Source organism: Paenibacillus sp. J23TS9 (assembly GCF_018403225.1).
In the GTDB taxonomy this organism is placed as follows: Bacteria; Bacillota; Bacilli; order Paenibacillales; family Paenibacillaceae; genus Paenibacillus_AQ.
Genome location: NZ_BOSG01000001.1, coordinates 384393 through 404145, shown reverse-complemented (window position 1 = coordinate 404145; position 19753 = coordinate 384393). Strand labels below are relative to the sequence as shown.

Genomic DNA, 19753 nt, shown 5'->3' with positions numbered 1-19753 from the left:
CCCGATTCCTTCCTCCCGAGGCTAGCTGTTTTATTTACCAAAAAGACCATCTCCTTCATGCCTTTATGCATGAAAATAAAAACAAAAAAAGCCCACGGCATGCAATGGCATGCCGTGGACCTCATTATGCAAAAACGTTAGTTTCATGAAACGTGACTGTCTTTCCCCTTATCCATCTTACGCGCTTGGTTCTCCACCCGGCTGGATTCATTAAAGTCTGTCAGCAGCTTTTCAATTTCCGTGCTGGTCGCAAGCTTGTAGCATTGCTGTGCGGTACTGCACGCTTCCAAAGCCGATGTATTCAATATACGGTGCTTCACCCGAAGCAGCGACTGGATCGACATGCTCAGATCATGAACACCAAGTTCAAGCCACAGCGGAATGGATCGCTCGTCTCCAGCCATTTCACCACATACGCTCACGGGAATACCCGCATTACGAGCAGCATCTACAATCGTACGGAGCATGCGAAGTATCGCTGGATGATACGGATGGTACATATGGGCAATCTGCTCGTTCATCCGATCTACGGCAAGTACATACTGCACCAGATCATTGGTGCCTATGCTGAAGAAGTCGCTCTCCTCCGCCAACAGATCGGCAATCATCGCGGCAGCCGGGATCTCAATCATGACTCCGACTGGAATGTCAGCATCATAAGCGATGCCCCGAGCGTCCAGATCAGCCATGGCTCTGTGGAGAATCTGATTGGCTTGTCTGACTTCCTCCACCGATGAAATCATCGGATACATAATTTTGACTTTGCCGTACGCGCTCGCCCGTAAAATAGCCGTAAGCTGCGTCTGGAATAGCTCCTGCCGTTCCAGGCTGATCCGGATGGCACGATACCCCAGGAAAGGATTATCTTCCTGCGGAAGCGGGAAATAATCCAGCTGTTTATCCCCGCCGATATCCAGCGTCCGAATCACCGTCGAACACCGATCCATCTTCTGAACGACCTGCCGGTATACCTCAAACTGTTCCTCTTCCGACGGGAAGGTGCTACGATCCATGTATAGAAACTCCGTACGGAACAGTCCGACGCCAAGTGCACCATATTTCACAGCCACATCCAGCTCCTTAACCGAGCTAATGTTTGCTGACAAGCGCATTTGTGTACCATCTTTCGTGACGGATTCGACCGCGGAGAGTAGTTCAAGCTGCTCCTTCTTCATCTGCTGCTCGGTACGCATGCATTCAAATTGTTCGACAACACTTTTATCAGGGTTCACGAACATATGCCCTGATTCACCATCCAGCACGATCAGATCACCCGTTTGAATCGGTGTCGGCAGCTTGCTTTCAAGTCCTGCGACAAGCGGAATACCGAGAGCCCGCGCCATAATGGAAGAATGCGATGTTTTTCCTCCCAGCATCGTAACCACGCCCAGAACATGGGATGGATTCAAGTGCGCAAGCTGTGAAGGCGTCAGCTCTTTGACGACAAGAACATAGGGCTGTGTATCCGACGGCAGCGTAATCTCCGGAGCTCCCAGCAGATGCTTGAGCAGTCGGTTGCCGACATCCTTGATGTCCATGGCTCGTTCTTTCATATATTCGTCATCCAGAAGGTCAAACATGGTGACAAAGTGATCGATAGCTTCCTTTACTGCGACTTCAGCAGCCTTATACTGCCGCTCAATGACCCCTTGAATTTCATTCATGAACACGGGATCGTCCAGAATAGCCAGATGAGCATCAAAAATACTGGACTCCTCTTCTCCGACAATATCCCGGAATTCATTCTTGATATATTCGATCTCGTTTTTGGAGGTGCGTATCCCTTCATACAGCCGCTCAAACTCACTGGCCAGATCGACTGCGTCTATACCGGTTTCAGGCAGATCCCATTCCCAGTTTGGCAGAACGAATGCTTTTCCAATTGCGATGCCGGCAGATGCTCCGATGCCTTGTATCATGATTCCAAACCCCCAACATTTCTGTCGTGTAATACTACGGACATGACTGATGTTTGCCCCTTCTTAACCGCTTTAAATGGAGCAAAGCTCCAGGATTTGACACGATCCGGATTCGTAATAACCATCGGTGTCGCTATAGATGTAGCATGTTCCCGGATATACGCCAAATCAAATTTGACAAGCAGCTGACCCGGTTCGACCGGATCACCCTCCTGAACGACTGCTGAAAAATGTCCTCCCTTTAGCTGAGAGGTGTCAATACCGATATGAAGCAGTACTTCCAGCCCTTCCGGTGTGGAAATGCCGACAGCATGCATCGTTGGATAAATATGCATAACCGTTCCAAAAACAGGCGAGACAAGTTCTCCGCGATCCGGCATGAAAGCCACGCCATCGCCAACCAATTTGGCAGCAAATATTTGATCCGGAACCTCCTCGATTGGAAGCATTTTGCCCTGCACGGGAGCGCTGAACAGTACCTGCGGCAGATCCCGCTGCATAAGCTTGTTCACTTCCTCACGGATCAGCTCGGAATAAGTACCGAATACAACCTGCACGTTCCCTCCGCCAAGCTTGATAAGGCCTGCAGAACCAAGGAGTTTTAAGGCATTGCCGTCCACGATCCTGTCGTTTTTTACGGTAAGTCTGAGCCGGGTGATACAGGATTCCACCTGAACGATGTTTTCCTTTCCGCCCAGAGCTTCAAGGATCAGCGGTGCCTGATATGGAATGCTGCCTGCCCAATCTTCAAGCGTAGATCCTTCCTCGCGTCCCGGCGTCGGGATTTGGAACCTTCGAATCGCCCACCTGAATAAGAAATAATACACAAGGCCGTAGCCAATGCCGATTGGAATCAGCAGCCAGGCGTGATGGGACAAATGCAGGTTCAGGAAATAGTCAATGGCCCCCGCTGAATAGGAAAATCCGTGATGGATATCCAGCTCATAGGTCAGCCACATGGCTGCTCCTGAGAGTACCGCATGCAATATGAACAGATACGGCGCTGCGAACAAAAAAGCAAATTCAATCTGCTCGGACACCCCTGTTAAAAAGCATACGAGCGCTGCCGTCAAAAAAGTCTTCTTAATCTTCGGCTTCAGATCCTCGCGCGCTTCCTGTATGATGGCGAGGGCAATGGCCGGCAGCGCGAACATCATAATCGGAAACAGACCGGCCATGAAATTCCCGGCTGTCGGGTCTCCCGCAAAAAAGCGCGGCAGATCCCCCTGCACAATATTCCCGGAAGGTGTTTGATAAGTCCCCACCTGGAACCAGAAAATATTGTTGAGAAGATGATGCAGACCAAATGCAGTCAGAATCCGGTACAAAATACCGTATAAAAACAGTCCGAAGCCGCCCAGATGGCTCATCATTAGTGTCAGTTCATTCAGTCCCTTTTGCAGAAACGGAGAAATGAACAACAGTAACCATGAAAATCCGGCCGAGAAAAGCCCCATAAACAGCAGGACAAACCTTGATCCTCCAAAAAACTGCACGATTTCGGGCAGCTTGATATGTTTGAAGCGGTTATATGCGACACCTGATAAGATACCGAATATAATGCCGATCAGGGTGGTAGGCTGAATATCGCCATTTCCCATATGCCTTGTAATTTGGTCGTAAATGAACATGCCTGCTAGCGCAGCAAGTCCTGCGGGTCCGGCCTGGTTGGCCAGTCCCCAGGCTACGCCAACCGCAAACAGATACGGGAGAAAATAAAAGATGCCCTGTCCTGCCCACGTACACACTTCAGCGACGTGAGGAAGGCCCCATGCGGTCCAGGGAAGACTGCCTACGCTCAGCAGTATGGCGGCCGATGGAAGCACCATCGTGGGCAGTATTACCGCTCTTCCGAGCTGCTGCAGTGATCCGAGCCAATTCAAGAAAGGCACTCTCCTTTCTAAAAACACATCAGAGTTTGCAAAATTCACGCTCGCCGATTCCTGCAAAATCCGCACATAATTCAAATGGTAAGCTTTCATCAAGATTTTGTCAAAAAGAAAAAACACCCCCACGTGCAAAAAAAAGCATCCCCGGTTTGATGCACGATCCGGGGATACCTTTTTGGAAACGGATGCTTACTATTTTCCTGATCGATCAGGCTGGGTCACAGCCTCTTCAACTTTGATGCAGCGGTCCATGATCGCTCTCATGCCGTTTTGCTCCGCGATCGCTGCTGCTTCGTCATTCACGATGCCTAGCTGCAGCCACAGCACATTGGCGTTAATGTCAGCAGCTTCCCGTGCCACGTCCGCACAATATTCACTTCTGCGGAAAACATTGACGATGTCCACCGGTTCGGGAATATCCTTCAGCGATCCATAGCAGGTTTCACCCAGAATTTGTTTTCCTTCCGCAGCAGGATTCACCGGTATAATTCGATAACCGCGGCTTTGCATGGCCTGGGCGACCATATATGAAGTACGGTCCGTTTTGTCAGATAAGCCGACAACGGCTATATTCCCTGCATTTTCCAAAATCTTTCTAATTTCATCGCGAGTCGGATTTTCAAAAGACATGCTTCATCCCGCCTTTCCATATATACGTATGCAATTACACTACGAAATTATTTTACCCATTCTACCTGGGCGCCAAGCGCCTGCATATGATCAAAGAACTGTGGATAGGATTTGGCCACATGATGCGCGTCTTTAATTTTCAGCGGTTCCTTGGCGCGAAGACCTACAACCGTCAACGCCATAATCACGCGGTGATCATAATGCGCATTGATTTCGACACCGCCTTCCACACCTTCGGGACGACCATGAACGATAATCTCAGCCTGACGCTCCTCCACATTCGCTCCGGCTTTGCGCAGCTCAGCCAAATAATCGGTAATACGGTCGCATTCCTTAAAGCGCAGATTCTCCACATTATAGAAACGCGAGGTTCCCTCTGCGAAAACTGCGGCAGCCACCATCGCAAGCACGGCATCCGTTGCTGCGTCACCGTCAAACTCCACCGCCTTCAATTTCCCGTTACCTCTGACATGCACCTCATCATTGTCATGCGTTAGTGGTACCTCCATCATCCGCAGAACATCCACGACAGCCCGTTCGCCCTGCTTGCTCTCCGCAGGCAGACGTTTTATCAGCACATCAGACTGTGTAACAGCTGCAGCTGCAAGCACGGCAGCTGAACCCGGATAATCGCCTTGTACGGTGTAGGATTTGGCTTGGTATGACTGGTTGCCCGGAACCCGGAATCGCATGTAGTCCTCACTTGCATGAATAACGATCCCTGCCTGCTCCAATACTTCCAGCGTCTGTCCAACCACAACCTTGGATTTCAGGTCACCCTGCACTTCAATTTCACTATCCTCTGCAAGCAGTGGCGTCACAAACAGCAGAGCGCTCAAATACTGCGAGCTGACAGATCCGGATACTTTAATCTGGCCACCCTTTGGCTGCCCGCCTTGAATGCGGATCGGCAGACGGCCGTTGTTGTGCTCTACCTGAACATCCATTTGTCCCAAAGCCGTGATCAGATCGTCATGAGGACGTTTGCCCAGCGAGTCGGGATATGTATTCACAAATGTAACGTCAGGGCAAAGTGAGGCCACACCCATCAAAAAGCGGAGAACAGCGCCAGCATTTCCAACATTCAGCTCTTTGACATCACGTGGATGGCGGCCAAACCCGGTAATTACCGCTTTCTCCTCATCCTCCACGAGTACGGCCCCCAAATCTTGAATACAGCGGCGCATCGCGTCACTGTCTTCGCTGTGGGCCGGAAAATACACTGTACTTGTCCCTTCTGCAAGTGCTGCAACGAGCAGGTAACGTGTCGTATAGTTTTTGGAAGAAAGCGCTCCAATTTCCCCTTCTAAGTGTGGAGTCGGTTTTACTATCAAATCCATATGCCCCTTGTCTCCTTCTCTAATATATTTATGCTCTAACCGGCATGCACTTCATTTGACAGCCCATTTAGAGCTTGGTTATCATATACATAATTGCATATTAAAACATCTGAAAAGAGGTTATCTTAATGACACCTATCCATACAATCGAACCATCCGAACTTAGACGGCGCCTTCTTGCAGGTGAATCCCTGCAAATGATTGATGTCCGTGAAGACGATGAAGTTGCACAGGGCAAGATCAGCGGTGCCAAGCATATTCCTCTCGGAGAAATCCCGGACCGTCTGGATGAAATCCCTAAGGAAGGCGAAGTCATCATGATTTGCCGCAGCGGCGGCCGCAGCATGAGAGCCTGCCAATTCCTGCAGCAGCATGGCATTGAATGCACCAATATGACTGGCGGCATGCTTCAGTGGAACGACGAAGAAGCTTAAGCAGTGACTCATCGGCAGGCCTTTTAGGGGCTTGCCGATTTTTTTATGGGATGGTTATCAAAAAAAGTATAACTATTTGATATCTTATCACAAAAAGGCTTAGACGCGGTAATGCGTTAAAATTTTCTGCGCGACTTCATCCGCACCCATATTTCCGGTCTCCACCGTGAAATGGGCAAATTGATAAGCATGCTTCCGTTCCTCAAGTATGGTCCGGATCCGTTCCTCCGCATTCCCAGCCAGCAGCGGCCGGTTGCTGTCACCCTTAACCCGTTCAATGATCTCTTCCGCCTGCGCTGTCAGTGCAACGACCAGCCCCCCATTTACCATCAGCTCGCAATTGAGCGGCTGCAGCACGGCCCCACCGCCTGTGGCTAAGATCTGCTGTCCACCTGAAGACAGCACCTTCTGGAGCATGGCCGTTTCTGCTTCGCGGAAGTAAGCCTCCCCATGAAGGTCAAACATCTCCGGAATCGTCAACCCCGCGTTGGCAACGACTGCCGCATCAAGATCGACAAGAGTATAACCCAGCTTCTGAGCTAATATTTCGCCTACCGTGGATTTGCCGGTCCCCATCATTCCGATCAATATGATATTTTCTTTCCTAGGATTCAACGCTACACCCCTTTTGTTTCCTCGTAATCCTCAAGCTTTTTCATATCATAACACAGGCCAAAATCTTTCGACAATCTCGCAAACTCTCTAACGGGATACCGAAGTCTATTTTCCGCAAGTCTATCATATACATCTAGTAATATGGATTGAAAAAATGAAAATCAGGAGTTCGTAAGGAGTGGAATGTATCCGCCATGCCAGAATCCCGTACCCATTCACCCGAAACGGCCGCCAGGATCAAGCAAATAACGGATCCGCGGCATATTCTTTGCCGGGAAGACATGCTTTGGGTTTTGCATTATGTACAACAAAAAGTGGCTCAGGGAGAACCAGCTTTACTGGAACTCTCTAAGCCACGGATATTACAAAACTTTCAATACTTCGGTGATGCGGCACTGCTTCTGCTGAGCCGCATCACGAGCGGCCAAGCGCAGGACGAACAAATCCGCGCTTGCCTGCAGGAGGCCATGCATGGGCTTATCCCACCAGATGATGAGGATGAGCCTTAACCGATCTGCCTGCTATTCCTGAATCCAGTTGTGGTGGAATACGCCTTCTTTGTCCACACGCTTGAACGTATGGGCACCGAAGTAATCACGCTGAGCCTGAAGCAGGTTCGCAGGGAGTCTCTCTGTACGGTAGCTATCGAAATAGGCCAGTGCACTGGAGAAGCCCGGAACCGGAATGCCGCGGCTAACAGCAGCAGATACGGTGGCACGCCAAGCACCTTGGTAATTTTCAATAATTTCTTTGAAGAATGGATCAAGCAGCAGGTTTTTGAGGCCGGCATCCTTCTCGTAAGCATCGGTGATGTTTTGCAGGAAACGGGAGCGGATAATGCAGCCGCCGCGCCAAATTTTAGCTAGTTCACCGTATTTCAGATCCCATTCATACTCATCGGAAGCCACACGCAACTGCGCGAAGCCTTGAGCATAGGATACGATTTTGCTCGCAAACAATGCTTTGCGGACATTTTCGATAAATTCGGCTTTATCACCTTGGAAAGCTTCTGCATTAGGACCATTCAGGATTTTGCTTGCTTCCACGCGCTCTTCCTTCATGGCAGACAGGAAACGGGAAAATACCGATTCGGTAATCATGGAAAGAGGCACCCCGAGATCGAGGGAGCTTTGGCTTGTCCATTTTCCTGTTCCTTTTTGTCCGGCAGCGTCTAGAATCACGTCAACCATCGGTTTGCCAGTATCTTCATCTTTTTGTGCAAAGATATCGGCAGTGATTTCGATCAGGTAGCTATCCAGCTCACCTTTGTTCCAGTCTTTGAAAATCTCATGCAATTCGTCCGCGCCGAGGTTCAGCACGTCTTTCAGCAGATGGTAAGCTTCACCGATCAGCTGCATGTCACCGTACTCGATACCGTTATGCACCATTTTAACATAGTGACCGGCACCGCCCGGCCCGATATATGTACAGCAAGGCTCGCCATTTATTTTGGCGGAAATGGAGGTCAGGATCGGTTCTACCAGCTCATAAGCGCTTTTTGGTCCGCCCGGCATGATGGAAGGTCCTTTGAGAGCTCCTTCTTCGCCACCGGAAACCCCAGCGCCGATAAAGCGGAAGCCTTTTTCCTCAAGCATTTTACTGCGGCGTTGTGTATCCGGGAAGTAAGCATTACCTCCGTCGATAATGATATCGCCTTGATCCAAATGCGGAATCAATTGATCGATCGTAGCATCCGTCGCTTTGCCGGCTTGTACCATGATCAAAATTCTGCGCGGCTTTTCCAGAGACTCGACAAATTCTTCAATGGAGAATGTGCCAGTCAGTTTCTTGCCTTTCGCTTCTTCGAGAAGGGCTTCTGTTTTCTCCGGGGAACGGTTGAATACGGAAACAGTAAAGCCTCTGCTTTCAATATTGAGAGCCAAGTTTTTGCCCATGACCGCAAGGCCGATGACACCGATTTGTTGCTTCGACATATGGTCCTCCATCCTTTACCTCTTTATTTTTAATAAATAAAAGAATACACCTATTTTAGCGTGTTTACGCGTGAAAGTGAACCCCTCTGTCTTCAAATGATACCGTGACAAAACACCCCGCCTAAGCTGAGGTGCTTCCATCACTTTGTTATATTGTAGTACAAACAGGACATTACCATTCAAGCATGAGCAGCTGTTTGGATAGATCAGAGAGCTTCTGCCGACATACATCCGCCTTCTCGGTATCTCCATTTTGAAGCGCTTCATGCAACCGTTCAAGCTCATCATCGACCTCAAGCCGCAGCAGCATCATCCGCATTTCACCCTCTGTGGAAAAATACAGCTTGGAAATCTCCTGCTCCGTCATGAATGGCCCCTTTTGATACAGCACTCTTTGCTGGTATCCGGATATTTCAACCAAACGGATTACTTCGCCGAATAAAATGCTTTCCACCAGGATTTGACGGTCTTTAAACCGTTTTACAATGGCATGACCGCGGGTATCCTCGATTAACTTTTCCATCCACTCCGCTAATTTGGCATCCCGTATGATATAATCCCCAACCATTTTGTAACCGTTTTTGGTACGATTAAACCGCAGCTTGACAAGTTTGCGCCCCGTTCTGACGGAAACGATGAATAATGATTCGTTCTCGCTCCAGTACAGGGAATATCCTTCCTGAATTAAATCCTTAATCAGGTCCTGAATATGCCGCCGGTTAAACCGAAGCTCCAGATTGCAGTATTCCACTTCATAGCTCTTGTTCACGGCACTCCCTCCTTCAGTTTTGGACCGCTCATTCGAATACATCTGCGATTGGAAATTGATTAAATGCTTTATTCTATTTTATACTTTATCTTATGTAACGGTAACTTGGTTTATTGACTATTTTTACCCTTTCCATATCGTCGCCAAACAGGCAGCAGGGTATGCTATAATAGGACAAACTTTACACAGCACTTGAACATAGGAGGCCGCAGCATGCCGTTTGAAGGTTTTAATTCGCAGGATTTTGAAGTATTCACAGTACCCGGACTTGAGCCTCGGATGGAGGCTTTGATAGCCAACGTAAGACCGAAGCTTGAAACGCTGGGAGGCGAGATCGCCCCATACCTTTCCGCCCTTTGCGGAGAAGAAATGTTTCCCCATGTAGCCAAGCATGCCCGCCGAACCATTAATCCGCCCAATGATACCTGGGTAGCCTGGGCCGCGAGCAAAAGAGGGTATAAAGCACTGCCACATTTCCAGGTTGGAATGTTCGAGTCCCACCTGTTTATCATTTTTGCGGTTATCTACGAAAGCTCAAATAAGGCGATCTTTGCCAAGCATTTGGTGAAAAACCACAGCAAGGTGAAAAAAAGCCTGCCGAAGGAGTTTTATTGGTCCATGGACCATATGGATCCGGGCTTTACCCCGCATGCTGACATGAGCATCAAGGATTTCTCGCAGATGGCTGAAAAGCTGGAGAAAGTTAAAAAATCCGAAGTGCTGTGCGGACTCCGTATTCCTAAAGGTGAAGCGGTTCTCGAAAACGGACCGGAGCTCATCTCCGTTATCCAATCCACATTTGAGAAGCTGCTGCCGCTTTATAAAATGGCATTTTAATATCCGAAAATAAAAAGCTGCACCCGGCCGGTTCATTCCGGAACCTGGTACAGCTTTTTTTGATGCGGCCACTTTTCCAGGCTTCTCATAAAGCTGGCTTCATTCTGCGTGAGAGAATAAAGTGGATGACGAACAGCATGGCCATAACGATCGCGCTTGCCAGAAACGGTGAAGAATGGCCAAGGCGGTCCCACAGCTGACCCGATACAATCGGCCCCACGACCATGCCCGACCCCTGTAATGTGAGGAAAAATCCCCATATGGCACCGCGCTCGCCTTCCGGAATCAGATGAGACACAAAGGTATTCCATCCAGGCAAAATCATCGCGTAGCTGACACCGATAATACATACAAATACAAACACCAAGACAAGGGAATGCACCATTGAGAATATGCTTAGCGAGATCGCAGCCAGCAGAAAACCGCTATTCAAGAACGGTCTCGTACCGAATCGGTCGATCAATTTTCCGCATGGAATCAGAGCAAGTACCGTAATCCCTCCACCTGCGACCAGCAGCAGACTGTACATATTAGGTGAAATATGAAGCTCATTTTGCACATATAACGTGATTACAGGGCTGAGAAGCCCGATCACAAAGGACTGGAGGAAAAGCGCAGGATAAACCATCCAGCTCACCTTCAGTGTATTCTTAACCTCATACAGCGTTTTTTTTACGCTGCCAATCAGATGACCGAGCTTATGTCCCATAACCGAAAAAAAACCTTTGCCCGCTTCCGACGCAGACGCAGCCGCCGATTGAATCGGAATCCTGACTTTAGAAGGCAGCATTAGAGCCACCAGCACCAGGATAATTCCTACCCCGATTAAAATCAGAAAAGCGGTGTGATAATTTTTATCGGTTCGATCCATAAGAAAGTTCATGACGATCGGTCCGGATCCCGTACCTGCCAGTGAAGCCATTTCAAGTGTACCCATCGCCTGCCCGTTGCTGTTATTTGGCCCCGATATTTCCGTAGTCCCCGTCATCGCGGTAGGCCACAGCGGAGACGTGCCGAGCCCAAGAATAAAGCATGCAATCGCCAGCCAAAAGGCACCGGAGGAGAACGCAATAATGCTTACAGCAATAACTGTCATCAGCAATGCACCCGCCATCGTTTTGCGGTACCCTAGCCTCTCTCCGATCCAGCCAAAGGGACTCCGAAAGAGGTTATCACCTATGTACTGCAGCGAAAATGCAATTCCGATCGTGTGTGCCGACAACCCGAGCGAGTTCTTCATATATACGGGCAGCACAGCCACGAGCAGCGAGCCTTTCATAAACTCAACTAGAAATAGGATAATGAGCAGTCCGACAAAAAATGGGGATCTGAGCCGTCTAACGGCAGCTGCTCCTGTTGCTTGTGGCATCTTTTTCACATCCTCTACTCGTGTTTACAAAGCATCTCTTGGAACGACACTTATTTATAATGTACCCCGAATTCCTTCCATATTTTCACCCTTGACGAAATGCACGCTTGCAATCGCCCCCCATTTTGCTATACTCATCCTTGTAATTTTAACAGACGAAAGGTTGTGACAGCATAAAATGGACCACCGCCGTACGCCGCTATTTACTGCTCTGAAGGAACACGCGGCCAGCAATCCCGTACAATTTCACATTCCCGGACACAAGAAGGGCATGGGAACCGACACCGAATTCAGAGAGTTTATAGGTGATAACGCCCTATCCATAGATTTGATTAATATTGCGCCGCTGGATGATCTGCATCAGCCGACAGGTGTCATTGAAGAAGCCCAAAAGCTTGCCGCCGACGCATTTGGCGCAGACTATACTTATTTCAGCGTACAGGGGACAAGCGGTGCCATTATGACCATGATCTTGTCCATTTGCTCGCCCGGGGACAAAATCATCGTGCCACGCAACGTGCACAAGTCGATTATGTCCGCCATTATATTCTCCGGTGCCAAGCCGGTATTCGTATCTCCAGCACGGGATGAGAACCTGGGTATCGATCATGGCATTACGACAAAATCCGTTCAACGCGCCTTGGATCGCCATCCGGATGCCAAAGCAGTATTGGTGATTAACCCGACCTATTTTGGCGTATGCGCGAATTTGAAAGAAATTGTGGATCTTGCCCATAGTCGGCATGTGCCTGTCCTCGTAGACGAGGCTCATGGCGTGCTCATTCATTTCCACCAGGATCTTCCGATGTCCGCTATGGAAGCCGGGGCTGATATGGCTGCGACCAGTGTGCACAAGCTTGGAGGCTCCATGACGCAGAGCTCCGTGCTCAATCTCAATATAAAAAACGGGTTTGTTAACCCGCAGCGCGTTCAGACGATTATCAGTATGCTGACGACAACATCGACTTCCTATATTTTGCTCGCATCTCTGGATACGTCGAGACGGAATCTGGCAATTCATGGACATGATATGGCACAAAAGGCGATTAATCTCGCCCAAAATGCACGCCGTACCATTAATGAAATCGAAGGACTTTATTGTTTCGGAGAAGAAATTCTCGGAGGCGAAGCCACATTTGACTATGATCCGACCAAGCTGACAATCCATGTCCGCCATTTGGGCATTACCGGATATGAAACGGAAAACTGGCTGCGCGAAAAGTACAATATCGAGGTCGAGCTGAGTGATATGTACAATATCCTCTGCCTGGTAACCCCAGGTGACAACGAAGAAACGCTATCGATATTGCTGACCGCTCTGCGGGAGCTTGCGGAAACGTTCTATAATGTAAATACAGCTAATGAGCTTATTGTTAAGATCCCTGAGATTCCTCAGCTCTCCCTTATTCCAAGAGATGCATTTTACGGAGACACCGAGGTGATTCCTTTCAAGGAATCCGCGGGACGGATCATTGCCGAGTTCATTTATGTCTATCCGCCGGGTATTCCAATCCTGCTGCCGGGTGAAGTCATTTCCCAAGACAATATCGACTACATCGTAGACCATGTTGATGTTGGACTTCCGGTTAAAGGTCCCGAGGATCGTTACATCAAAAATGTGAAGGTTATCGTTGAAACCGATGCGATTTTCTAATCTGGGCGCCTAAGGCTTCAGCAATAAGAAAAAACATACAAATTGTTTAAACATAACAAAAAACCCGGAACCACATATGTGGTTCCGGGTTTTAGTTATGGAAAATATTTTAGCCTTCGGAATCCTGCTGAGCTACAAGCTCATTGTAAGCCGCTTCAACTTCATTCCACTCTTGCTCGTCTTCAATATTGTAAAGCATCATTTCGTCGTTTTCTTCCTCAACGCGCAGAATAATGCCGTCCGCTTCTGGATTTTCACGCTCAAGCAGCAATGCGTACATTCTCTCGCCAACATCAAATGTTTCGACAAGAACCATTTCCACATCGTTTCCTTGCTCGTCAGTCAAAGTCAGAACAAATTCCTCATGCTCATGGTCGTGATCATGATTGCAATTTTCGTCATGCACGTGGTTGTGATCGCTCATTACAAAAACCTCGCTTTAGGTTATATAGTCATACCTTCGTATCGTATCACGTAGCCAAGCCCTGGTCAATTTATCCTTTTGCAGCAAGCTTAGACCCATTAATTCAAGGCTGTAATGACCTTCTCGGATACCAATTCATAGTCAACATTTTTCGAAGCTTTCACGTAAAACCCAACCTTATATTTTCCTGCGATTTTAAAATCATACGTGAAATCATACGTCCGGAACCAAAAATTATCCTGTTGGTCGCTACCGAGGTTCTGTGACTGGATATCCTTAACATTGCCTGACGGATCCGTAATTGCCACTTTAACGGCGGTAACATGCTCAGAAAGGCTGTCCACCTGAGAAAATACATTGAATTTCAGCTTGCCCTTATTGACATTGCCAAAGACGGTATCGCCTTTAAATAAGAAAATATGTACGTTCGGCTTGATGAACTTCACTTTATTGGCATCTCCATCCCAATCGACCACACCATTAAATTCCCGGATAGGAACATAAGTTTTGCCGTCAATTACAAAGCCGCCATCCTGTACTTCCTGACCATTCATCCAAACTCTGATTTTCTGGGATACGGAGTCCGCGAACATGACGGAGCCGCCCATCAGAGAAAAGGCAAAAACACATATCAAAATCTTTTTCCAATTTCTCACCCGTAAATCCCCTCCATTTCCTTCATGCTGTTGTATGTATATACGAAATGTGAGTTTGCAAGTTGCGGTCAATCCTTACATTCATTGTGGATTTTTTTTCATTTCTTAAAAGTAAAAAACCTGCTCAAATTCGCGCAGGTTTTTTAAAGAGAGCGAAGGTTATTTCACTTTAGTTAAAATACAAGGTACACCTTTGCCAATGGCCCCCGGCTCTCTCATACGGGCTGCATAAGCCATTCCTCGTGCACAAGGCGTTTTGCAAACCTCGCATACCTGTGAAGTGACCAATCTCATGCCTTTATGCACTTTTTCGCTTTTGGCCTGCGACGGTTTCTTACCCTTAGACTTGACCATGTCTCCATCCCCATTTCCTAAAAGCCTATGGTGCATTGTATGGGGATTTATAACAATGTGGAACCGTGGTATATAATGAATAACACATCACATCAGGAGGTGCTTCTAATGAATTTAGAACTACAGATGATTGGAACCGGCAGTGCCTTTGCCAAAAAGTATTTTAACAACAACGCCCTGCTGAAGGACGGTGATTTCACACTGTTGATTGACTGCGGGGTAACAGCTCCGCTTGCGCTTCACCAGCTGAACAAATCCTTTGCCGACGTGGACGCGGTGCTCATCACCCATATCCATGCGGATCATGTGGGTGGTTTGGAGGAGCTTGCCTTTAAAATGAAATTTACCTTCCAACGGAAAATCAAGCTCTATATCGCCGAATCCCTGACTTCGATCCTCTGGGAGCACTCCCTGAAGGGCGGATTGTATCAGGCGGGTGAAATCGCCTCTTTAGAGGATTTATTTGAGGTATGCCCGCTGACACCCAATGAGCCGTACTCCATATCGGAGCATATCCGTCTTGAACTGATTCCTACCGAGCATATCCCCGAAAAAAAGAGCTATTCGATGTATTTAAATAATCACATTTTCTACAGCTCTGATATGATATACAATCCGGAGCTGCTGAAATATCTCGTGGAGAAACGGAGCTGCAGCATGATTTTCCATGACTGCCAGCTTGAAGGCCGCGGTGAGGTTCATACCACGCTGGATGAGCTGATGAAATTGCCCGAGGATATCCGAAGGATTACATATTTAATGCATTATGGAGATAACAAGGATGAATATCATGGCAAAACAGCGGAAATGAACTTTATCGAGCAGGGCCGCTCCTATTCCCTGTAAAGACTAAGCGCTGAGCCTGGATGTTCAAAAAAGCCGGCAACAAGCAGAATATGCTTGTTGCCGGCTTTTGGATGTGATGCTATTCAAAACGAGGCAGCTGATCCAAATTATTCGAAGGATCTCCGTCCGCGTCACCACGGATATACATGCCTCCGTCTCTTCCCTTGAACACATTGACACCGGCAATCGCACCAGCTTTTACTTCCTGCAGCGCCTCATCGTAACCAAGTACGCGTCCCGAAGAAGTTTTGAAGGCGGTCAAGTCCCCGTCACCGTTCTTTTGCACAGCGATAAATTGCTCACGGCCTGCAGTTCCCATTGTAATCCGCTCCTTTGTCAGGTGAGATACCCATCATATGGGCTTTTAATAGCATCCCCTGACATCCATGCCGCTATTCGGCTTACAAGGTTTTTTTCATGCGGACATGTGGAATTCCGGCGTCATCGAACGGCTCTTTTGAAATGGTCTCATAGCCCTGTTTCGCATAAAAGTTCTCTGCCTGGCACTGAGCATCCAGAATGGAGTAAGCCAGTCCGAGCTCTCTTGCACGTTTTTCCATCGCCATCAGCAGAATGCGTCCATATCCGCCTTTACGGTAGTCCTGAAGCACGGCGATCCGCTGCATTTTGGCTGTTTCATTGTTGTAATAAATCAAACGCCCTGTAGCGACATATTCACCATCTTCATTCTGTACAAGGATATGATGCACATCTTCACTAATCACATCATACTCGTCGATTTCGAGGTCAACGGGAACTTTCTGTTCCTCGACAAACACTTTTTTGCGGATATTCAGACCAAACTGCAGCTGATCTTTGGTCGTTACATTAATGATTTCGGCAGCCATGATGAGCCCTCACTTTCGTCGTTCAGTATACATAAGACTGATTTTTCCGTAAACACACGGTTGAATTATTATACAAAAAAAAGATTTTCATGTATAGTTTAGGCAGTATGTTATTCAATACGGAGAGGAGTCAATGTACAAAAATGGGTATGGGAGCCACTATTGTGATTTGTGCAGTCATGGCTGCTGCATTGATCTATTCCTTTGTTTATGTAACGAAAAAAGGGTATTCCCGCAAGTGGGATGAAGAATAAAAGAGAGAGTCAGCAAAAACGCTGACTCTCTTTCTTTTATGAAAGATGTTTTGAAATTAAGGGGGTGAGATTTGTCCTTTGGAGTAAACGTCACCCGAGACCGACTGGTCGTAGACATCTTTCATGACCGGGGAACTTGAACCACTGTTTGCTTTGGACTGATTTCCTGAACAGCCTGCCAGCATGGCGAACAGACAGCAGCCCAGGACTCCAAACCACAATTTTTTGGGCATATCATGCCACTCCTTTAAGTCGGTATATCTGATATTTTTAACGCTTTTACCTGTTTTTAACACTCTATTAACTGAAAACAGGTCTATTCCTTGCCATTTTCTCTAGTCATGCTGTTATGTATTCGTCCTAAAGTAAAAAAACAATTGACACCCATTCTGCTCGCTGATAAGATATTAAATATCCTTAATTGCCCTATTTGATCTGCTAGCTCAGCTGGGAGAGCACTATCTTGACAGGGTAGGGGTCAGTGGTTCGAGCCCACTGCAGATCATACAGAAAAAGTCCTTGATTATCAAGGGCTTTTTTCTTTGTTCAAATTATGTTTTTTCAATGTTTTATGACCGCCCATCCATTAATCGGATGAGCGGTTTTTTACGTTCTACTTCTCCTGCTCCTTTATCACCTGCTCAATCCCTAACAGAATCAGCTTCAAGCCGAACTCGAACGCCTCGTCGGTCCCCATCAGTACGAACAGCCCGTTCGTGAACATTCTCCGGAATAGTCCCGCATCCGTCTCGCTCATGGAATCCAAAAGGCGAATCATCCCCTCACCCGGAAGCGCTTCCGATCCCTGGTCCTTAAGAATCGCAGAAACATTGCGCTGGTGCTCATAATCATCCAGAACGAAGTTGAAGACATAATTCATAAGCGTAAGAACCACTTGCATTTTCTGCTCTTGCTCGAGCGGCGTCGATTCCACGCAAAGCAGCATACGGTTGGTGAACCGGATGATGTCCGGTTCGTGGGGCAGCGTCGACATCATGAGCTGCGTGGAGCAAGGATACCGGCCGAGCACGCTTCGCACCGTTACCGCAAGCCCCTTCAATTGCTCCTTCCAGTCCCCCCCGGAGTGGTACTCCTCCAGAATGATTTTCGATATCTGGTTGGCCAGACGCTGGTAGAGATTCTGCTTGCTCTTAAAGTACCAGTATAGAGAGGGAGCCTGAATCCCTAGCCTGACGGCCAATCGTCTCATGCTGAATTTCTCGATACCCTCCTCCGCAAGAAGCTCCCACGAGGCTTCCAAAATCTTATCCTCCGAAATCTGAGGCTGCTGTTTTTTCATCGGTATCCGCCCTTTTATCTAACAGTGTAAGTTTATGCTTTACAGGTTCATAGGTTCATGATATCATCTAACACTGTAAGGCACAACCTAACACCGTTAGATTAACGCCAAAATAAATAAAGAAAGTAGTGACCCACATGGATGCAGAAAACCTCCATTACTTTGAAAAGGCACCGGTCGCAAAAGCCGTAGCTCACTTTGCTGTACCGATGATGCTAGGCACGTCATTGAGTGTCATCTATTCCATCTTGAATGCCTATTTCCTTGGTACGCTCCACAATACGGCCATGTTAACCGCATTGGCGCTAACCTTGCCGTTATTCGCGATCATTATGGCGCTGGGCAATTTGATTGGCATGGGTAGCGGTACTTTCATCTCCCGTTTGCTGGGAGAGAAAAAATATGATGACGTAAAGCATGTGTCTTCATTCGCCTTTTACAGCAGCTTAGTTCTCGGTCTTATCGTGCTGGCCGTCGGCCTCCCGTTGATCGATCCAATCGTTCATGGCCTGGGGGCCACGCCTGAGTCCTTCGGATTTACGAAGGATTATGTCACGGTTATGCTTATGGGTTCACCAGTCGTTGTATTATTCTTCACGCTGGAGAATATCGTGCGCTCTGAGGGGGCAGCCATCACGTCAATGATCGGTATGATTCTCAGTGTTATCGTCAATATTATTCTCGATGCGTTAGTCATTTTCGTGTTCCATTGGGACGTGATCGGCGTCGCGTCTGCTACAGTCATTTCGAACTTGGTTGCGAGTGTATTCTACGCCTTCCATATGGGAACTAAGAGCCAATTCTTAACTGTATCCGTAAAATGGTTCAAGGCTACCAAGGACATTCTGAGCAATGTATTCAAAATCGGTGTTCCCGTTTTTATTATGAGTATCTTTTTGGGTGCCATGTCGCTTATCTTTAACCATTTTCTTGTTGAATATGGGGACCCGGCCGTAGCGGCTTACGGAATTTCATCACGTTTATTGCAATTTCCTGAGTTTATTCTGATGGGGTTATGCGAGGGAGTCGTGCCGCTTATTGCCTTCTCTTTTACAGCGAATAAATTGCGCATGAAGCATACCATTGGATTTACGATCAAAACGATTGTGGCATTAGCCGTCGTGTTCGGCGTCATCGTCTACCTGATTTCAGACCACTTGATTGGTTTATTTACGAATGACCCGCATTTAATCGAAATGGGCAGCTACATTCTGCATGTGACGTTCTTATCCTTGTTCATTACCGGAATGACCACTTTGTTTACGGGGATCTTCCAGGCAACAGCGCAAGGAACGGCCGCATTTATTATGTCAATCATTCAAGGAGTTACTCTGATTCCTGTATTGTTTATCGCCAATCATATGAACGGCTTCCACGGGGTTGTCTGGTCGCTCGTCATTGCAGATGCCGTCTCATTCCTTGTCGGTGCCATCATGCTGTATGTTCTGCGAACCAGATTACAGCCGGATTTGGCTAGTTTAGTGCAGTAAGAAAATATATGACACATAAGAAGGCAGGATAAGGGCACTCCCCGATCTTGCCTTTTTTTAGGTACATGGACGGAATAGGGTATTGTCATTAAATATAAAAAGAAACTGCTCCCTCCAATTCGCTCTCAAGGGGGCAGTTTATGGGACTACAGACGAATATCCATCCCGATGCATTTGTATCGACAAATTAC

21 protein-coding genes and 1 tRNA gene are annotated in these 19753 nt (G+C 47.7%); 7 read left to right on the top strand and 15 right to left on the bottom strand.

Features of this window, described 5'->3' with window-relative positions; all coding sequences use genetic code 11:
- Positions 1-143 precede the first annotated feature (143 nt).
- From ptsP to aroA, 4 genes are all read right to left on the bottom strand, one after another.
- Positions 144-1919: a phosphoenolpyruvate--protein phosphotransferase gene (ptsP, locus tag KJS65_RS01955; RefSeq protein ID WP_213648336.1), complete on the bottom strand. Its 1776-nt coding sequence runs from the start codon at positions 1917-1919 to the stop codon at positions 144-146.
- Positions 1916-3802, bottom strand: coding sequence for a glucose PTS transporter subunit IIA (locus KJS65_RS01950; RefSeq protein ID WP_213648335.1), 1887 nt, complete (start codon positions 3800-3802; stop codon positions 1916-1918). The genes ptsP and KJS65_RS01950 overlap by 4 nt, the downstream gene beginning before the upstream one ends.
- A 198-nt stretch (positions 3803-4000) precedes the next feature.
- Positions 4001-4438: a CoA-binding protein gene (locus KJS65_RS01945; RefSeq protein ID WP_213648334.1), complete on the bottom strand. Its 438-nt coding sequence runs from the start codon at positions 4436-4438 to the stop codon at positions 4001-4003.
- A 47-nt stretch (positions 4439-4485) separates the two neighbouring features.
- A complete protein-coding gene (gene aroA, locus KJS65_RS01940) occupies positions 4486-5778 on the bottom strand; it encodes a 3-phosphoshikimate 1-carboxyvinyltransferase (protein ID WP_213648333.1) in 1293 nt (430 codons plus the stop codon).
- A gap of 128 nt (positions 5779-5906) precedes the next feature.
- Here aroA and KJS65_RS01935 point away from each other — a divergent pair, with 128 nt between their 5' ends.
- Complete coding sequence (locus tag KJS65_RS01935; RefSeq protein WP_213648332.1) at positions 5907-6212, top strand: rhodanese-like domain-containing protein; 306 nt, start codon at positions 5907-5909, stop codon at positions 6210-6212.
- A 99-nt stretch (positions 6213-6311) separates the two neighbouring features.
- Here the strand turns inward: KJS65_RS01935 and KJS65_RS01930 are convergent, their stop codons facing one another.
- Entirely contained in the window at positions 6312-6827 is a 516-nt protein-coding gene (locus tag KJS65_RS01930) for a shikimate kinase (protein WP_244864348.1), read from the bottom strand.
- 194 nt (positions 6828-7021) lie between these two features.
- Between KJS65_RS01930 and KJS65_RS01925 the strand changes: the two genes are divergently transcribed.
- Entirely contained in the window at positions 7022-7336 is a 315-nt protein-coding gene (locus KJS65_RS01925) for a hypothetical protein (protein ID WP_213648331.1), read from the top strand.
- Positions 7337-7348: 12 nt separating this feature from the next.
- On the opposite strand, the gene gndA is transcribed toward KJS65_RS01925, so the two are convergent.
- Both gndA and KJS65_RS01915 read right to left on the bottom strand, forming a co-directional pair.
- Positions 7349-8761 carry an NADP-dependent phosphogluconate dehydrogenase gene (gene gndA / locus KJS65_RS01920; RefSeq protein ID WP_213648330.1) on the bottom strand — a complete coding sequence of 471 codons (1413 nt, stop codon included), beginning with the start codon at positions 8759-8761 and terminating at the stop codon, positions 7349-7351.
- Positions 8762-8933: 172 nt separating this feature from the next.
- Positions 8934-9530 carry a hypothetical protein gene (locus KJS65_RS01915; RefSeq protein WP_213648329.1) on the bottom strand — a complete coding sequence of 199 codons (597 nt, stop codon included), beginning with the start codon at positions 9528-9530 and terminating at the stop codon, positions 8934-8936.
- 213 nt (positions 9531-9743) lie between these two features.
- Between KJS65_RS01915 and KJS65_RS01910 the strand changes: the two genes are divergently transcribed.
- On the top strand, positions 9744-10367 hold the full coding sequence (locus KJS65_RS01910; RefSeq protein ID WP_213648328.1) for a DUF1054 domain-containing protein: 624 nt from the start codon (positions 9744-9746) through the stop codon (positions 10365-10367).
- An 85-nt stretch (positions 10368-10452) separates the two neighbouring features.
- On the opposite strand, the gene KJS65_RS01905 is transcribed toward KJS65_RS01910, so the two are convergent.
- Entirely contained in the window at positions 10453-11736 is a 1284-nt protein-coding gene (locus KJS65_RS01905; RefSeq protein WP_213648327.1) for an MFS transporter, read from the bottom strand.
- A gap of 178 nt (positions 11737-11914) precedes the next feature.
- Here KJS65_RS01905 and KJS65_RS01900 point away from each other — a divergent pair, with 178 nt between their 5' ends.
- Positions 11915-13390: an aminotransferase class I/II-fold pyridoxal phosphate-dependent enzyme gene (locus tag KJS65_RS01900; protein ID WP_213648326.1), complete on the top strand. Its 1476-nt coding sequence runs from the start codon at positions 11915-11917 to the stop codon at positions 13388-13390.
- Positions 13391-13499: 109 nt separating this feature from the next.
- Here KJS65_RS01900 and KJS65_RS01895 read toward each other — a convergent pair whose 3' ends face one another.
- From KJS65_RS01895 to KJS65_RS01885, 3 genes are all read right to left on the bottom strand, one after another.
- The gene (locus KJS65_RS01895; RefSeq protein WP_213648325.1) at positions 13500-13814 is read right to left on the bottom strand and encodes a DUF1292 domain-containing protein; all 315 of its coding nucleotides are present in this window, start codon (positions 13812-13814) and stop codon (positions 13500-13502) included.
- A gap of 98 nt (positions 13815-13912) precedes the next feature.
- Entirely contained in the window at positions 13913-14422 is a 510-nt protein-coding gene (locus tag KJS65_RS01890; protein WP_136607038.1) for a stalk domain-containing protein, read from the bottom strand.
- A 207-nt stretch (positions 14423-14629) separates the two neighbouring features.
- The gene (locus KJS65_RS01885; protein ID WP_213648324.1) at positions 14630-14824 is read right to left on the bottom strand and encodes a hypothetical protein; all 195 of its coding nucleotides are present in this window, start codon (positions 14822-14824) and stop codon (positions 14630-14632) included.
- Positions 14825-14932: 108 nt separating this feature from the next.
- Here KJS65_RS01885 and KJS65_RS01880 point away from each other — a divergent pair, with 108 nt between their 5' ends.
- On the top strand, positions 14933-15670 hold the full coding sequence (locus tag KJS65_RS01880) for an MBL fold metallo-hydrolase (RefSeq protein ID WP_213648323.1): 738 nt from the start codon (positions 14933-14935) through the stop codon (positions 15668-15670).
- A 79-nt stretch (positions 15671-15749) separates the two neighbouring features.
- Here KJS65_RS01880 and KJS65_RS01875 read toward each other — a convergent pair whose 3' ends face one another.
- The 3 genes from KJS65_RS01875 to KJS65_RS01865 all read right to left on the bottom strand — a co-directional run bounded on the left by KJS65_RS01875 (position 15750) and on the right by KJS65_RS01865 (position 17005).
- Positions 15750-15989 carry a DUF3892 domain-containing protein gene (locus KJS65_RS01875; RefSeq protein WP_136606438.1) on the bottom strand — a complete coding sequence of 80 codons (240 nt, stop codon included), beginning with the start codon at positions 15987-15989 and terminating at the stop codon, positions 15750-15752.
- 82 nt (positions 15990-16071) lie between these two features.
- Positions 16072-16518, bottom strand: a complete 447-nt coding sequence (locus tag KJS65_RS01870) for a GNAT family N-acetyltransferase (RefSeq protein ID WP_213648322.1) — start codon at positions 16516-16518, stop codon at positions 16072-16074.
- A 310-nt stretch (positions 16519-16828) separates the two neighbouring features.
- Complete coding sequence (locus KJS65_RS01865) at positions 16829-17005, bottom strand: hypothetical protein (protein ID WP_213648321.1); 177 nt, start codon at positions 17003-17005, stop codon at positions 16829-16831.
- Between the two features lie 199 nt (positions 17006-17204).
- Between KJS65_RS01865 and KJS65_RS01860 the strand changes: the two genes are divergently transcribed.
- Positions 17205-17277: transfer RNA gene (locus tag KJS65_RS01860), tRNA-Val, on the top strand.
- 108 nt (positions 17278-17385) lie between these two features.
- On the opposite strand, the gene KJS65_RS01855 is transcribed toward KJS65_RS01860, so the two are convergent.
- Positions 17386-18072, bottom strand: coding sequence for a TetR/AcrR family transcriptional regulator (locus tag KJS65_RS01855; protein ID WP_213648320.1), 687 nt, complete (start codon positions 18070-18072; stop codon positions 17386-17388).
- Positions 18073-18209: 137 nt separating this feature from the next.
- Here KJS65_RS01855 and KJS65_RS01850 point away from each other — a divergent pair, with 137 nt between their 5' ends.
- Positions 18210-19562, top strand: a complete 1353-nt coding sequence (locus tag KJS65_RS01850; RefSeq protein WP_213648319.1) for an MATE family efflux transporter — start codon at positions 18210-18212, stop codon at positions 19560-19562.
- Positions 19563-19753 lie beyond the last annotated feature (191 nt).

Bases quoted from the DNA above. Each gene is read 5' to 3' on its own strand.
- ptsP (WP_213648336.1), bottom strand. From the start codon at position 1,919: ATGATACAAGGCATCGGAGCATCTGCCGGCATCGCAATTGGAAAAGCA.
- KJS65_RS01945 (WP_213648334.1), bottom strand. From the start codon at position 4,438: ATGTCTTTTGAAAATCCGACTCGCGATGAAATTAGAAAGATTTTGGAA.
- aroA (WP_213648333.1), bottom strand. From the start codon at position 5,778: ATGGATTTGATAGTAAAACCGACTCCACACTTAGAAGGGGAAATTGGA.
- KJS65_RS01935 (WP_213648332.1), top strand. From the start codon at position 5,907: ATGACACCTATCCATACAATCGAACCATCCGAACTTAGACGGCGCCTT.
- KJS65_RS01925 (WP_213648331.1), top strand. From the start codon at position 7,022: ATGCCAGAATCCCGTACCCATTCACCCGAAACGGCCGCCAGGATCAAG.
- gndA (WP_213648330.1), bottom strand. From the start codon at position 8,761: ATGTCGAAGCAACAAATCGGTGTCATCGGCCTTGCGGTCATGGGCAAA.
- KJS65_RS01910 (WP_213648328.1), top strand. From the start codon at position 9,744: ATGCCGTTTGAAGGTTTTAATTCGCAGGATTTTGAAGTATTCACAGTA.
- KJS65_RS01905 (WP_213648327.1), bottom strand. From the start codon at position 11,736: ATGCCACAAGCAACAGGAGCAGCTGCCGTTAGACGGCTCAGATCCCCA.
- KJS65_RS01900 (WP_213648326.1), top strand. From the start codon at position 11,915: ATGGACCACCGCCGTACGCCGCTATTTACTGCTCTGAAGGAACACGCG.
- KJS65_RS01895 (WP_213648325.1), bottom strand. From the start codon at position 13,814: ATGAGCGATCACAACCACGTGCATGACGAAAATTGCAATCATGATCAC.
- KJS65_RS01890 (WP_136607038.1), bottom strand. From the start codon at position 14,422: ATGGGCGGCTCCGTCATGTTCGCGGACTCCGTATCCCAGAAAATCAGA.
- KJS65_RS01885 (WP_213648324.1), bottom strand. From the start codon at position 14,824: ATGGTCAAGTCTAAGGGTAAGAAACCGTCGCAGGCCAAAAGCGAAAAA.
- KJS65_RS01880 (WP_213648323.1), top strand. From the start codon at position 14,933: ATGAATTTAGAACTACAGATGATTGGAACCGGCAGTGCCTTTGCCAAA.
- KJS65_RS01875 (WP_136606438.1), bottom strand. From the start codon at position 15,989: ATGGGAACTGCAGGCCGTGAGCAATTTATCGCTGTGCAAAAGAACGGT.
- KJS65_RS01870 (WP_213648322.1), bottom strand. From the start codon at position 16,518: ATGGCTGCCGAAATCATTAATGTAACGACCAAAGATCAGCTGCAGTTT.
- KJS65_RS01865 (WP_213648321.1), bottom strand. From the start codon at position 17,005: ATGCCCAAAAAATTGTGGTTTGGAGTCCTGGGCTGCTGTCTGTTCGCC.
- KJS65_RS01855 (WP_213648320.1), bottom strand. From the start codon at position 18,072: ATGAAAAAACAGCAGCCTCAGATTTCGGAGGATAAGATTTTGGAAGCC.
- KJS65_RS01850 (WP_213648319.1), top strand. From the start codon at position 18,210: ATGGATGCAGAAAACCTCCATTACTTTGAAAAGGCACCGGTCGCAAAA.